Below are 14417 nucleotides of genomic sequence, written 5' to 3'. Positions count from 1 at the left end.
CGGAATGGCCCACGAAATCAGCGGGAAAGCGGCCCAAGGAACGGGCCGCGCGGCCCCTAGGGTTCGAGGTGATGACCGCAGATCGATCGTGGCTGGACGAGGTGCGCCCGCACACGGCGACCGAGCCCGCCGGCAGGCCCGAGTTGCTCGAAGAGGTGGCGGGCGTCATCGGCGACGACCTCGTCCGGTGGGGTGTGGCGTTGCGCGCGGACGAGTTCGACGACGCCCGCGTCGCCGAGGCGGTGGTGCTCAGCGCGTTGCTCGCGGTGCGGACGGGCGAGGTGGTGAGCGAGCGGCTCACCGTCGAGGCCGATCTCGCCACCAGGACGGCGGTCGCGCGGGGCATGGCCGTCGAGACGATCGTCCAGGCCGTGCAACGCACCTACGCCGTCGTCGCCCGCGAGCTCGCGTCGCTCGCCACGGCACCGCAGGCGCGGCAGTTGATGGCCGACCTGTTCCGCGGCCTGGACCACCTGTCGACCACGTTGATCGCCCAGTTCACCGCCGAACGGGAGCGCTGGGTGCGCAGTGCTGCGTTCGCGCGGCGTGAGCTGGTCGAGTCGGTGCTGGACGGCGGCCACGGCGCGGACCGGCTCGGGTACGACCTGACCCGGCATCACCTCGCGCTCGTCTTCTGGGCCGACGGGCACTCGACGCGGGAGCTGGAGACGGCGGCGGCCGACGTCCTCGTCGCGGCCGGGTGCACGGCCCGGTTGCTGGTGGTCGCGGGGCCTTCGGTGTTGTGGGCGTGGGGGTCGCGCACACGGCCCGCGCGGGTGGAGCTCCCGCAGGGGTCCGGCGTGCACGTGGCCGCCGGGCTGGCGGCCGAGGGCGTGGACGGGTTCCGCTCCAGCCACCGGCAGGCCGTGAAGGCGCGGGAACTGGCCCGGCTCACCCAGCGGCCGCCCGGCCTGCACGCCTACGAGGACCTGGCGCTGACCTCGCTCGCCGCCGAGAACCTGGACGCCGCCGCGGAGTTCGTCCGCCACGAGCTCGGGCCGTTGACGGAGGCGGCGAACGCCGACCTGCGGCGCACCCTCAAGGCCTACCTGGACCACGACCGGGGGCTCTCGGCCGCGGCGGCCGACCTGCACGTCGCCAAGAACACCGTGCTGTACCGGGTGCGCAGGGCCGAGCAGCTCCTCGCCAGGCCGGTCGGCGCCGAGCGGCTGCGCCTGCACGTGGCGTTGCACCTGGCCGACGTCCTGGGACCGGCGGTGCTGCGGTGATCACCGAGTTCGACCGGGCCCGGCCCCGGCTGTTCGGCATCGCCTACCGCGTGCTCGGCAGCGTGGCCGACGCCGAGGACGTCGTGCAGGACACCTGGCTGCGGTTCGACCGCACCGACCCGGCGTCGATCACCAACCCCGGCGCGTTCCTCGCGACCACCGCGACCAGGCTCGCGATCAACGCCGCCACCTCGGCGAGGGCGCGGCGCGAGGTCTACGTGGGGCCGTGGCTGCCCGAGCCGGTGAGCACCGAGGACGATCCCGCGCTCGGCGCCGAACGGGCCGAGGCGCTCGACCTCGCGGTGCTGGTGCTGATGGAACGGCTCACCCCGAAGGAACGGGCCGCGTACGTCCTGCGCGAGGCGTTCGACTACCCGTTCCGGCAGATCGCCGAGGTGCTGGAGACCTCCGAACCGCACGCGCGACAGCTCGCCAAACGCGCCCGCGACCGGGTGCACGACGACCGCCGCCGGCCGGTCGGCACCGCCGAGCACCGGCGGCTGCTGCAGGCGTTGCTGAGCGCGGCCCGTTCCGGTGACGTCGCGGCGCTGGAGAACCTGCTGGCGGACGACGCGGTCTCGTGCTCCGACGGCGGCGGTCTCGTCCGGGCGGCGCGGGCTCCGGTGCGGGGACGCAGCCGGGTGGCCCGGTTCCTCGCAGGGGTGGTCCAGAAGTTCCACGGCGGCACGGACACCATGCTCGTCGAGGTGAACGGCCGCCCGGCGGTGCTCGTCAGCCGGGACGGCCGTCCTGTCTCGCTCGCGGCGATCGACGCGACCGAGGCGGGCATCGAGCGGGTGATGATGGTCGTCAACCCGCACAAGCTCGCCGGCCTGTCACGCTGAGCCGAGACTCTCCCGCCACGTCGGCCACCGCGGCCGCCACCCCAGTGCACGGGCGGCGGCGTTGTCCGCGCCACGAGCCCACGGCGTGCGCGGAAGGTCCGGTGTGGACGGTGCGGGCGCCCCGGCCCGTGCGCAGAACACCGGCAGCCAGTCGTGGCCCGGCGCCGGTTCGTCGTCGCACACGTTGACCGGTCCGGACGGCCAGGCCAACGCCGCCACGGCCGCGTCCGCCGCGTCGTCGACGTGCACGAAACTCGTCACGTCGGCGGTGGCCGGCAGGTGCCCGCCCAGCGCGGCCGCGACCATCGGCCCACCAGGCGCGTACCAGGTGTCCGGGCCGTGGAGCAGCCCGTACCGCAGCACGACCCACTCCGGCAGCTCCCGCGCCGCCGACTCCAGCGCCGCGATGCCCGCCACGGTGTCGTGCCGCTCCCCCGTCGCCGCCGAGTCCAGCGGCAAGTGCTCGGCGGCGGGCACGTCACCGGGCTCGTAGGCCCACGCGATGCTCTGCGCGACGATCCGCCGCACGCCTGCGGCCAGTCCCGCGTCGACCAGGTTGCGCGTGCCGGCCGTCCGCACGCGGGAGTTCGCCGTGCGATCGCCACCGCGCAGATCCGTCAGCTGGTGCATGAGCACGTCCGGCGCGGCGGCGGCCACTAGTTCGGCCAGTTGTCGCGCGTCGAACACGTCGCCGATCACCGCCTCCGCGTCCATCGCCTTGAGCTTCGCCGCCTCGTCCTCACTTCGGGTCAGGGCGACGACCTCGTGCCCCTGCTCCACCAACGACCTGGTCACGCGCCTGCCGATCACACCGGTGGCGCCTGCCGCGAACACTCGCATCTGTTCCACGCGGTCAAGACCACGTAGCCCACCCGTTTCGTGACACCTCGCCTGTCACGAAACGCGCGGCCCGCTCGGTCCTAATGGCATGAACGGCGTCGATCTGCATCTGGAAGTCCGGGGACCGCGCGTGCTGGCGGGGCTGACCGAGGCCCTGCGCGAGGCGGTGCGCACCGGACGTCTCGCGCCCGGCAGCAAAATGCCGTCGAGCCGGACTCTCGCCGCCGACCTGGGCCTGGCCCGCAACACCGTCGTCGCCGCCTACGGTTCGCTGATCGACGAGGGCTGGCTGACCGCACGCCCCGGCGCGGGCACCCTGGTGGCGGGGCGTGTGGCGGGGCGCACCACCCCGCGCCCCGTGCCGCCGGCGGAGATCCAGCCACTGCACGACCTGCGGCCGGGCCGTCCGGACACGTCGTCGTTCCCGAGGGCCGACTGGTCCCGCGCCACCCGCCGGGCCCTGGACCAGGCCCCGCACGAGGTGTTCACGTACTCCTCGCCGTTCGGCCGGATCGAGCTCCGCCGAGCCCTCGCCGACTACCTCGCCCGCGCCCGAGGCGTCTGCGCCGACCCGAGCCGGATCATGGTCTGCTCGGGCGCGTCGCACGGAATGTCGTTGCTGGCCCTGACCCTGCGCGCCCGCCAGGTCCAGCGGATCGCCGTGGAGAGCTACGGCATGCCGATGCTGCGCGACCGCTTCACCGCAGCCGGCCTGCGCACACTGCCCCTGCCGGTGGACGCCGACGGCGCCAAGATCGGCCGCCTGAGCGGCGTGGGCGCGGTTCTGCTGACCCCCGCGCACCAGTTCCCGACCGGAGCCCCGCTGCACCCGGCCAGACGCGCGGCGGTCGTCGAGTGGGCACGGCGGACCGGCGGCCTGATCGTCGAGGACGACTACGACGGCGAGTTCCGCTACGACCGCAAACCCGTGGGAGCGCTGCAGGGCCTCGGCCCGGAGCACGTCGTGTACCTCGGCACGGCCAGCAAGACCATCGCACCGGGCCTGCGCCTCGGCTGGATGGTGCTGCCGGACGCCATCGCCGACGACGTGGCACGAGCGTTGGGCGGCGTGTCCCAGACGAGCGCACTCGACCAACTGGTGCTGGCCGAACTGCTCGACTCCGGCGCCTACGACCGGCACGTGCGGGCGATGCGGACCCAGTACCGCAGGCGCCGCGACGACCTCACGTCCGCACTGGCCGGCCGCGTGCGCGGGATCTCCGCCGGACTGCACGCGCTGGTCGAGCTCCCCCGCGGCACCGAGGCCGCCGTGCTGCGCGAGGCGGCGGCCCACCGGCTCGCGGTGGTCGGCCTGGACTGGTTCCGCCACCCCGCCGTGGTGCCGGAGCGGGACGCCGCCGTCGTGGGGTTCGCGACGCCGTCCCGCAGCGGGTGGCCCGCCGCCCTGGCCGCCCTGACCCGCGTGCTGGCTTGAGTCACCTGGTCGAGATCGTGTCGATGGGGTGCAGTGGCCCCGTCTGACAGCCCACCGAAGAAGGCTTGCCCGGCCGCAGTGGCGGATGCTGCGGCCGATTTCGCCATCGGCACGATCTTCTCGTTGGAGAACCATCCAGGGATGCCGGCGAGCAAGGTGATCGCCGGAGCAATCTCTGGAACGCCCGAGAGGTCACGTTCAGCGGTGGCCAGCGACAACGCCCGAGCTTCGACGGCCAGCGACGCGGACCTGAGCACCATCCCGGCACCAGCCAACCCCGATACCCGCGCCTTCAGCGTCCTCGCGACGATCATTCACTCGAAGAGCGACAAACTGCGCACCTGATTCAGGGTCGCGCACCATCAGGTCACGACGTCCTGATGGTGCGGACTGGATCTCGGCGGCTGTGGGCGACGTGAGGCCACTCCCTCTGGATCAGCCCCGACCCGATGCAGACGATAGGCGTGATCCAAGCGGAGTGCATTCGTGACCGAAGTGATTCGGCGGCGAGCCCTGGTCAGCGCCGCGTGCGATCCGGGATCACCAGAATCACTGATAGCACCACGAGAAGGCTCAGCAGCACGACGTTGAGCACCTGGTCGCGCGGCTCGTACATGTGCAGCATCGTCAGGTGGTAGACGAAGTGCAGCGTGTTGAACACCAGCAGCGGGGCGCCCGCGAGTGGCACGACCGCGTGCTTCTTGGCGTACAGCAACGCCATCAGGCTCAGCGCGGTGAACGCGAGGTACGCCGCGCCGACGTCCTTGGCGAAGTGCTCGTTGTACGGACCGAGTTGCGGCAGCCAGCGCAGGCCGAGGCCGGGGAACGTGTCGAACCAGGTTCTCGGGGCGAAGTACGCGAAGAACCCGACGTACGCCGACGTGAGGGCGATGAAGGCGAGGCTGATCCGGTCGAGCAGGAGTTTCACGGGACGGTCCTTCGTTGCTGTTACAGGGCTTCAGGTTGCCGGTACTCCGGCCATCCCGCCTGCGGGCCGGCCTGGCCGAGCAGCGCCTGCGGGTCGTCGACGGGTGGGTAGATCCACTGCTGGTTGATGGTCTGCTTGAGGTCCTTGGCGACGTGCTCGGTCATCTGCACCTCGCGGTCCCAGCCGGACGTCACGACCGCGCCGGCCGGGCCGAGCGCCAGGCACGTCACGTAGGGGGCGGGCTCGAACCGGACGAGTTGCTCGCCGAGCAGGTCCGCGGCCACGTTGTGGCCGGCGAACTTCCCTTGCGGCAACGCGTGCTGGCAGCTCTGCATGACCACGCGGCCCTCGGCCGGGGAGAGCGCCGCGGCGGTGTCGCCCGCCGCGTACACGTCCGGTACGCCGCGCACGCGCAGGTACTCGTCCACGTCGAGGCGGCCCAGGTGGTCCCGGGAACCCGGCACGAACGCCGTGAGCGGGCTCGCGGTCATGCCCGCCGTCCACACGACGGTGTGCGCGGCGATCTCCGTGCCGTCCGCCAGCAGCACGCTGTCCCGCGTCACCTCGGCGACGCTCACGCCCAGCCTCACCTCGACGGAGAGCTTCGCGAGCGCCTTCTCGATCGCCGGGCGCGGGCCGGGGCCCAGTTCCGGGCCCACCTCGCCCTGCCGTTCCACGAGCACGACCCTGACCTGCTCGGCCGGGGCGAGTTCGCGCAGGCGGCCGACCAGTTCCGTCGCGATCTCCAGGCCGGTGAAGCCCGCGCCGACGACCACCGCGGTGAACCGGCCGTCGCCCTGACGCGCGGGCAGCCGCTGGAGATGGGCTTCGAGAGTGGCCGCGCCGGTCATCGTGTCGATGTCGAAGAGGTGTTCCGCGCCGGGCAACGCGGGCCGCACGACCTGGCTGCCGGAGGCCAGGACCAGCCTGTCGTAGGAGATCTCGTCGGTGGTGCCGTCGCGCCGGACCGCCGTGACGCTGCGGGCGCCGGTGTCGATGGCGGTGACGGTGCCGGAGAGGCGGCGCACACCAATCGGGCCGAGGACGCGGTCGAGCGGCACCCGCATGCGGTCCGGGCTCGCCTCGTAGAGCCGGGGCCTGATCACCATGTCGTCGCCCGCGCTGATCAGCGTGACCTTCAGGTCCTCTTCGGACAGTCCGCGCTCGCCGCGGAGCCTGGCGGCGCTGGCCGCACTCCAGACGCCGGCGAAACCGCCACCCACAATCAGGATACTGGACATCCAGGTTCTCCTCGGTTGTCACGACCGGTGCTGACAGGGCGAACGTAGGGAACCCGGACATTCAGTGTCAAGGTTCAGGCGTCAGCCGGCGAGGTGAACCGATGCGGACGGGCGACGCCGCGACGAGCAACGCGGCCGCAGCCTTCCCGGCCCACGTGCGCGCCCGTCCGGAGACCAGCCACACCGCCGCCACCACAAGCCCGCTCGTACGCACAACCGACAGTGAATCCGGTCGACGGCGGCCGAAGCTTGCGCCGGGAGCACAAACCTCGCGGCGGAGTCGATCTCGCGGCGCAGCCGGTTACCACTCGACGCCGTCCATCTCCGCACCGACCAGGTCGGCCTCCGTCAGCGTCGCACCGGTCAGGGTCGATCCCCTGAGATCGGAGGACGCCGACAATCGTGGACGCGGCCTTCCAGCGCTGACCGGTGATCAACAGGTAGCGTGCGGGGCGTGGAACCTGTCGCGCTGCCGTTGGGCCGGCCCCGGGAAGAACGGGCCGATGCCGCACGCAACCGCGCGCACCTCATCGAGGTCGCGCGGGGGATGGTCGCCGAACTCGGCGCCGACAAGGTCACGATGGACGGTCTCGCCGACCGCGCCGGGCTCGGCAAGGGCACGGTGTTCCGCCGGTTCCGCACGCGGGCGGGCATCTTCCACGCGTTGCTGGACGAGGAGGAGACCCGGTTCCAGCGCGAGGTGATGAGCGGTCCGCCCCCGCTCGGGCCGGGAGCACCCGCGGCCGCCCGGCTCGTCGCGTTCGGACGGGCGCGGCTCGAGTTCCTGGTGCGGCACATGGTCCTGGCACGCGCGTCGATCGACCCCGGCCAGCCGGTGCCCGCGGCCGAGAGCCCGTCGCTCTTCCACGTGCAGATGCTGCTGGCCGAGGCCCGCCCGGACGACGCGCAGAGCGGCACGCTGGCGTTGCAGCTGGTGGCGGCGTTGGAGGGGCCGATCCTGCTGTACCTGCAGTCGCACGACGACGCGCCCGACCTGGACGCCGCGGTGGAGAACCTGACCACCAGCTGGCGGGTCCTGGTCGAGCGCGTCTGCGGCTAGTTCTTCGTGCGGACGGTGAAGCGGTCGATCGTGAGCGCGCCCGCGTCCAGGCGCAGGCCGAGGCCCGGCGCCCAGCCCGCGATCACGTCCTGGCCGACCGCCGTGCCGATGGGCGCCGACCTGAGCAACGTCCAGCGGTTCGCGTGCTGCTGCCAACTGGTGAGCTGACCGTTCTCGATCACGACGGCGAGCTTGTCGCCGGACGCCCAGGTCAGGGTGGCGCAGCAGCCGCCGGTGGCCTCGTCGCCCCGCCGGGTGCCGCCGACCGTCACGTCCACTCCGGACGCCTTGCCCGCGTTGTTGAACCAGGCCAGCGCGAAGTCGCGGTTCCCGTTGGTCTGGCCGAGGAACAGGCTGTCCTCCGGCGCCGACCCCGCGAACGTCCTGGGTTCCACGACGACCGCCGTGCCCCTGGCGCTGCCGGTCACGGGTGCCGCGAGCACCGCGCCCGCCCTGGCTCCCGCACTCGCCGTCAGCACGCCGTTCGCGACCCGCAACGCCGGTGACGACTCGCCGAACGGCCCGTCCACGCGGTACGAGCCCAGCCGGTCCGCGTCGAAGGTGTCGTCCCAGGCCACGGTGGCGTAGTCGGCCGGATCGAAGACGGCCTGCGCGGACGTCAACGCCGACGTGGCACCGGTGCTGCCGGAAGCCGTTGCCAGCAACCGGATCGGCGCGCGGTCACCGAGTTTCGTGGCCGGAGCGGTGATCCGCCAACGTGTGACGAGGCTGCGGCCCGGGTTCAGCATCGCGGCGGTGGCCGGGGTCAGCGCGGTGGCGGTCCATCCGGGAGGGACCGCGAGCGTCGCCCGCACACCGCGCAACGGTTGCTGCGCCTGCAAGGTCGTCGTGGTCTCGACCGCGCCCGACCGGAGGGCGAGATCGTCCGGGACCGACGCGGTGAGACCCGCGACCGGTGCGCGCCACGACGAGAACGACGTGATCCCGACGGCTCCCCCGTCCGCGCGGCGTGGCAGGACGCGCACCCGGCTGGTGGTCAGCGCGGGTTCCACGAGGACGCGGTTCACCTGACGTGCCACGGGTTGTGCCGGGGTTCTGCGTTGACCGGGCAGGTCACGCCACTGGGATCCGTCCCAGTGCTGGAGGTCGAACGTCGTCGGCACGCGCACTCCCCCGCCGTCGTCGTAGAAGACCAGCCGCAGGTCGGAGATCTGCGTCGGGGCGCCGAGGTCGATCTCCAGCCAGTCGGCGGCGTTCGGGCTGCCGTACGACGTCCAGCGGGTGCCGGGCACGTCGAGGTGGAAGTCCTGGCCGTCGATCGCCTTCGTGGGCGGGTCGGCGCTGTAGCTGAACGAGGCGCGGGCCGTCGGCAGGCCGGTGCGGCTGACGTTCGCGAAGTCGTCGACCAGTTCCGGGGTGTCCGCGGTGGTGCGGGCCGGCACGGTGAGCCGGACGGTCGCCAGGGTCGGCTGGGAGTGGGTGAGCCTGCCGTCGAGCCAGACCTTGAGGCCTGCACCCTGGCCGTATTTGGAGCCGTCCTTGTCCCACAGGACCGTGAGGTTGCGGCCGTGGTACGGCAGGTTCTCCACGGCGAAGTGACTCCACGAGTCCGGGACCAGCGGGGAGAGCTGCAGCGAGTTGTCCAGCTGCGGGCGGACGCCGAGCAGGCCGGACAGCACGTTGTCGTTGAACGTCGAGTGGTTGTAGTCCTCGCTGTGGCCCTGGCCGTCGTAGATCCAGCGGTTCTCGTCGGGGTGGTGCGCCTCCGCGACGTACGGCGCGCCGTTCTTGCGCTGGGTCAGCGCGTACCCGCGCAGCACCGAGACGAAGTCGTCGCGGTCGACGTAGGGCTGGCTCGGGTAGTCGATCAGCAGGTTGGCGAGCGCGGTCAGCGTCTGGCTGGTCGCGAACGGCCAGCTGGGCCCGTTCCAGCGGCAGCAGCCGTTGAGCGCGTCCTTCATGAACCACGGGCTGCGCCGCTCGGCCGTCGTCGGCCCGTACGGCGCCGCGAAGCCCTGCGGGTCGGTGAGCTGGGCCCACGCCGCGCTGTTCGCCGCCGGGGGCATGTGGAAGTACCACGGCACGAACCCGATCTCCTCGCGGTCGGCGAGCTTCGTGCGGCCGGGGTTGTCGTCGCGCATGACGTGCTTGTAGAACTTGCCGGCGTCGTCCCAGAGCCAGCGTTCCTGGTTGGTCTTGAGCGCTTCGGCGGCCTGGTCGTACTGCCGGGCGCTCGTGGTGTCCCCGCGTGCCCGGAACAGCTCCGCGATCGCCTTGGCGTCGCCGTACTGGTAGGCGTTGAGGGTGGGCCGGAAGCCGTCGCCGCCGTGGTACGGGTCGGGGCTCTGGTAGGAGCTGACCGTGTACTCCATGGCGTCCCACACGGGCGTCTGCCAGTAGAGACCCAGGTTCTGGTCGAACTGCGGCTGCCAGCGCTGCCACTGCCGGGTGAGCTCCGGCAGCCGGTCCGTGGCGAACCGCGCCCTGCCGTCGACGGCGGCCCGCGCGGCCACGGCGTCGGCGGCCCAGAACGAGTACTGGTGGGCCCAGTCGGTGGTGTTCTTGTTGAGGAAGTCGGTGGCGGGCTTGGGACCGGAGCCCGCGCCGCGCAGCCAGTAGTCGACGTAGTCGTCGAGGTAGCGGTGGTCGCGCAGCCAGCGGCCCTCGTACACGTGGTGGCCCGCCGCCGCGACGATGCCGCCGTTCGGGGCGGAGTAGCCGACCGGGCCGAGGAACTCGGAGACGATCCAGCCGTCCTTCGGTCCCGTGTACTTCAGCGCCTCTTTGTACGTGCGCCAGCGGTAGTAGTAGGTGTCGCGGATCTCGCGGTCGGGCAGGTCCACGAACGGGATGTTGGCCTCGTACCAGGCCGGTTCGGGGACGTTCCCGAGCAGGTCGGAGTGGTTGAGGAAGCTGGTACCCGCGCCGACCGAGGGGTACAGGTCGGGTGCGGCCGCACGGTCTTGGTGCCCCACCGCTGGCCATGCCGTCGAAATGGATAACGCCGCCACCACGAGCATCGTCATTGACACGCGCATGGCACTCATTGAAGTGGGAGCGCTCTCAACGCGCAAGAGTCAACGCAGTCCGACATACCTCCACAGGATCACGAACATCACTCACCGTCGCCGCCGCCCGCGCCGCCGCAGCGGCGAACCCGGGGTCGTCCAGCACGCGCCGCACGGCGTCCCTCAGACCATCCACAGTGGACGGCCGGACGATCAGCCCGCTCCCCTGCCTGGCCACCCGGCAGGCCATCTCCCACTGGTCACCACCACCGGGCACGACCACGACCGGCACGGCGGCCCGCAGCGCCTTGACCAGCATTCCGTGCCCGCCACCGCACACCAGGACCGCCGACTGCCGCAGCAGCTCGTCCTGCTTGCCCGGCCCCGACCTCGCCCACGGCGGCAGCTCGTCGAGCTTCGCGAACGTCGAGATCACCGTCCTCACTTGGAGTCCCTCCAAGGCCTCCAGCGCCATCTCGGCCATGCCCTGCGCCCCGGTCCACGCGGTCGACGGCGCGACCATCACCAGCGGCGCGTCACCGGGCGGCGGGGTCAGCACGTCGCGGCTCGCCTCCCACAGCAGCGGCCCGACGACGTGCGCGTCGCGCGGCCAGTCCGGGCGCGGCACCTCCAGGGCCGGGAGGGTCGCGATCAGTCGTGCGATCCGGCCGGTCTCCGTGGCGCCGAGGCCGATGCGGTGCCGGACGACGGCTCGTTGACGTTCGCCCTGGCGCAACGACCTGGCCGTCAGGGCGCGCAGCACCGCGTCCCGCAGCCGGCCGCGCACGCCCGTTCCCGCCTCGAGTCCGCTGCCCATCGGCGGCAGCCACTTCGACGGTTCGTACAGCGGGTGCGGGGAGAGCTGCGCCCACGGCACGCCGACGAGCTCCGCGGCCATGCTCGCGCCCAGCGCCAGGACGTCGCACACGACCAGGTCCGGTTCGAGCACGGCGAGCTGGGGCGCGAGTGCGGTGGCAAGGTCCGCGGCCTGGTCGCACAGGGCGAGCCCGAGGTCCGGCACGTCCTTCAGGTCGGCGAGCGAGAGGCCCGTGACGCGCGACGCCGTGATGCCCTCCGCGCGGGCCGCGTCGACCCAGCGGTCGCCGGTGAGCAGGACCGGGGTGTCCCCGGCGGCGGCGAACTTCAGGCACAACGCGATCGCCGGCACCACATGACCGGGATCGCCTCCGGAGACCACGACAACGCGCACCGCACAGATCTAGCGGAGTTGCTCGCGTCAGTCGAGGCGGGATGCTTCGCTGGACGGCATGGACCGGCCGCGCTGGCAGAACTACTGGGACCGCAAGTCCGCCACCTACGACCGGGAGATCGGCGTCCTGGACCGCAAGGTCTTCGGCGACTCGCGGGCGTGGGCGTGCTCGCAGGCGGGCGGCGAGGTGCTGGAGGTCGCCGTCGGCACCGGCCTCAACCTGCCGCACTACCCCGCCGGCGCCGTGGTGACCGGGCTCGATCTGAGCGAGGGGATGCTCGACCTGGCCCGCGCCCGTGCCGCCGACCTGGGCGTCTCCGTGACGCTGCGGCAGGGCACCGCGCACGCCCTGCCGTTCGCCGACGCCTCGTTCGACGCGGTGGTGTGCACGCTCGGGCTGTGCGCGATCCCCGACCACGCGACCGCGCTGGCCGAGATGGTCAGGGTGCTGCGGCCGGGCGGGCGGCTGATCCTGCTCGACCACGTCGCCAGCACGTCCCGGCTCGCGCGCGGCGTCCAGTGGCTGCTGGAGCGGATCACCGTGCCGATGGCGGGCGAGCACTTCCTCCGCCGCCCGTTTCCGCTGGTCGAGGGCCACGGCCTGGTCGTGGAACGGCACGAGCGGTTCAAGCTCGGCGTGGTCGAGCGACTGGTCGCGGTGAAGCCGAGCTAGTTTCTGTTATCGCCGCGCGCCCTGGACATCTCCTGGTCGGACCAGAGGACCGGCAAGTGAGGTGGGCATGGCAGCACCGGAGGAACCCGTCGTCGCGACGGTGATCGCCGCGCGCGACGGCGACCAGCGCGCGTTGGACGAGCTGGTGAGCGGGTACCTGCCCCTCGTCTACAACATCGTGGGCCACGCCCTGGGCGGCCACGCCGACACCGACGACGTGGTCCAGGAGACCATGCTGCGCGCGGTGCACGGCCTCCCGTCGCTGCGCGACCCGGCGGGCTTCCGCTCGTGGCTCGTCGTGATCGCGATGAACCAGATCCGCCTGCGCCACCGCGAACGCCAGCGCACTCCGATCGCCGGCGAGGTCCCCCACGACGTCGCCGACCCCGGCGCCGACTTCGTGGACCTCACGATCATGCGCCTGCAGCTGTCCGGTCAGCGCCGCGAGGTCGTGGCGGCCACCCGCTGGCTCAGCGAGGACGAACGCGAACTGTTGTCGCTGTGGTGGCTGGAGGCCGCGGGCCGACTGACCCGGACCGAAGTCGCCACAGCGTTGGACCTGACTCCACAACACACGGCCGTGCGCGTGCAACGGGTGAAGGCGCAGCTCGACGCCGCACGGATCGTCGTGCGCGCGCTGGAACGCACGCCCCGTTGCCCGGATCTCGCCGACATGGTGGCGGAGTGGGACGGCGAGCCGAGCGCGTTGTGGCGCAAGCGGATCGCCCGGCACAGCCGGGAATGCGTCCGGTGTGAGCGTTGCGGACACGACCTGGCCTCGGTCGAGGGGCTGTTGGCGCGGCTGCCGCTGGTGCCGCTGCCGTTCACGCTCGACCCGGCGCTGTTCGCGGGAGCGGCGGGTCAGGTCTGGGGAACAGCCGACCCGTCGACGGTGGCCGGGATGAGCCACCTCGGCGGGGCCGACCCCTCCACCCTGACCGGTGTGAGCCACCTCGGCGCGACCTCCCCGGTGTCCACTTCCGCCACCAGCGGCAAGTTCTCCCTCCTCCTCGAAGGCGCGCTGGTCAAACCCGTCGCCGCCGCGGCCGCCGCCGTCCTGGCCCTGGGCGTCGCGGTAGCGGTGATCCCCTCCGGCGAGGAACCGGTCGCCCGCGCCATCCCCATCACCACCACCGCTCCGCCCACCACGACGACCTCGGCTCCCCCGTCGTCGTCCGCTCCGTCCTCGACCCCGTCGTCCACCCCACCCACCACCACGGTCCAGCCCGCGCCGCCCGCCGTTCCCGTGACCAAGTCGGTGAAGAAGGGCGTCAGCACCTGGAAGTTCGACGGTGTCGGCAAGGCGCTCACGGACGTCCGCGCGGGCTGGTACTACAACTGGGCCGCGACGCCCGACGGCATCGCCACGCCGCCGAACGTCGAGTTCGTGCCGATGATCTGGGGCACCAAGTTCACCGACGACGCCACGCTCGCGAAGGCCAAGGCGAGCGGCAAGGTGTTGCTCGGGTTCAACGAACCCGACTTCCCCGAGCAGGCCAACATGACGCCCGAGCAGGCGCTCGACCTGTGGCCGAAGCTGCAGGCGACCGGGCTGCGGCTGGGCAGTCCGGCCGTGGCGCACAGCGGTGACAAGGCGGGCGGGTGGCTCGACCGGTTCATGACCGGCGCGGCGCAGCGCGGGTTGCGCGTCGACTTCATCGCGGTGCACTGGTACGGCGCGGACTTCAGCGACGCCGCCGTCGGGCACCTGAAGAACTACCTGTCCGCCGTGCACGCCCGGTACGGCAAGCCGATCTGGCTCACGGAGTACGCGCTCATCGACTTCTCCGGTGGCGCGGCGCGTTTTCCCACGCAGGAGCAGCTCGCGGCGTTCGCCAAGAACTCCAGCGCGATGATGGAGGGCCTGCCGTACGTCGAGCGGTACGCGTGGTTCGCGCTGCCCGACGAGAACAAGCCCGGCACCGGCCTCTACAAGGCGGGCGGCACGCCCAACCAGGCGGGTGAGGCATACCGCGCCGCGGGCTGA

At 72.2% G+C, this 14417-nt stretch carries 13 protein-coding genes; 7 read left to right on the top strand and 6 right to left on the bottom strand.

Annotated features, from left to right (window positions below):
* The first annotated feature begins 71 nt into the window (after positions 1-71).
* Positions 72-1229, top strand: coding sequence for a PucR family transcriptional regulator (locus ACFWNN_RS00405; RefSeq protein WP_382437644.1), 1158 nt, complete (start codon positions 72-74; stop codon positions 1227-1229).
* Entirely contained in the window at positions 1226-2074 is an 849-nt protein-coding gene (locus ACFWNN_RS00400) for an RNA polymerase sigma-70 factor (protein ID WP_382437643.1), read from the top strand. The genes ACFWNN_RS00405 and ACFWNN_RS00400 overlap by 4 nt, the downstream gene beginning before the upstream one ends.
* Here ACFWNN_RS00400 and ACFWNN_RS00395 read toward each other — a convergent pair.
* Positions 2066-2914 carry an NAD-dependent epimerase/dehydratase family protein gene (locus ACFWNN_RS00395; protein ID WP_382438385.1) on the bottom strand — a complete coding sequence of 283 codons (849 nt, stop codon included), beginning with the start codon at positions 2912-2914 and terminating at the stop codon, positions 2066-2068. The genes ACFWNN_RS00400 and ACFWNN_RS00395 overlap by 9 nt on opposite strands.
* Positions 2915-3002: 88 nt before the next feature.
* Between ACFWNN_RS00395 and ACFWNN_RS00390 the strand changes: the two genes are divergently transcribed.
* Positions 3003-4349 (top strand): PLP-dependent aminotransferase family protein, encoded by a 1347-nt coding sequence (locus tag ACFWNN_RS00390; RefSeq protein ID WP_382437642.1) that lies wholly within the window; start codon positions 3003-3005, stop codon positions 4347-4349.
* 33 nt (positions 4350-4382) lie between these two features.
* Positions 4383-4694: a hypothetical protein gene (locus ACFWNN_RS00385; RefSeq protein WP_382437641.1), complete on the top strand. Its 312-nt coding sequence runs from the start codon at positions 4383-4385 to the stop codon at positions 4692-4694.
* Positions 4695-4866: 172 nt separating this feature from the next.
* Here the strand turns inward: ACFWNN_RS00385 and ACFWNN_RS00380 are convergent, their stop codons facing one another.
* The 3 genes from ACFWNN_RS00380 to ACFWNN_RS00370 all read right to left on the bottom strand — a co-directional run bounded on the left by ACFWNN_RS00380 (position 4867) and on the right by ACFWNN_RS00370 (position 6918).
* A complete protein-coding gene (locus tag ACFWNN_RS00380; RefSeq protein WP_382437640.1) occupies positions 4867-5277 on the bottom strand; it encodes a hypothetical protein in 411 nt (136 codons plus the stop codon).
* A 20-nt stretch (positions 5278-5297) separates the two neighbouring features.
* Positions 5298-6518, bottom strand: a complete 1221-nt coding sequence (locus ACFWNN_RS00375) for an NAD(P)/FAD-dependent oxidoreductase (protein ID WP_382437639.1) — start codon at positions 6516-6518, stop codon at positions 5298-5300.
* Between the two features lie 301 nt (positions 6519-6819).
* Positions 6820-6918 (bottom strand): pentapeptide repeat-containing protein, encoded by a 99-nt coding sequence (locus tag ACFWNN_RS00370; RefSeq protein WP_382437638.1) that lies wholly within the window; start codon positions 6916-6918, stop codon positions 6820-6822.
* Positions 6919-6972: 54 nt separating this feature from the next.
* Here ACFWNN_RS00370 and ACFWNN_RS00365 point away from each other — a divergent pair, with 54 nt between their 5' ends.
* Complete coding sequence (locus tag ACFWNN_RS00365) at positions 6973-7578, top strand: TetR/AcrR family transcriptional regulator (protein WP_382437637.1); 606 nt, start codon at positions 6973-6975, stop codon at positions 7576-7578.
* Here the strand turns inward: ACFWNN_RS00365 and ACFWNN_RS00360 are convergent.
* Positions 7575-10514 carry a discoidin domain-containing protein gene (locus ACFWNN_RS00360; RefSeq protein ID WP_382437636.1) on the bottom strand — a complete coding sequence of 980 codons (2940 nt, stop codon included), beginning with the start codon at positions 10512-10514 and terminating at the stop codon, positions 7575-7577. The genes ACFWNN_RS00365 and ACFWNN_RS00360 overlap by 4 nt on opposite strands.
* Before the next feature lie 88 nt (positions 10515-10602).
* Positions 10603-11757 carry a glycosyltransferase gene (locus ACFWNN_RS00355; protein WP_382437635.1) on the bottom strand — a complete coding sequence of 385 codons (1155 nt, stop codon included), beginning with the start codon at positions 11755-11757 and terminating at the stop codon, positions 10603-10605.
* Between the two features lie 58 nt (positions 11758-11815).
* Between ACFWNN_RS00355 and ACFWNN_RS00350 the strand changes: the two genes are divergently transcribed.
* On the top strand, positions 11816-12430 hold the full coding sequence (locus ACFWNN_RS00350; RefSeq protein ID WP_382437634.1) for a class I SAM-dependent methyltransferase: 615 nt from the start codon (positions 11816-11818) through the stop codon (positions 12428-12430).
* Positions 12431-12497: 67 nt separating this feature from the next.
* Positions 12498-14417 (top strand): sigma-70 family RNA polymerase sigma factor, encoded by a 1920-nt coding sequence (locus ACFWNN_RS00345; protein ID WP_382437633.1) that lies wholly within the window; start codon positions 12498-12500, stop codon positions 14415-14417.

The organism is Lentzea sp. NPDC058450, from assembly GCF_042721395.1.
Classification (GTDB): Bacteria; Actinomycetota; Actinomycetes; order Mycobacteriales; family Pseudonocardiaceae; genus Lentzea.
The sequence above is the reverse complement of the archived record's forward strand: the minus strand, read 5'-3'. Positions and strand labels throughout refer to the sequence as shown.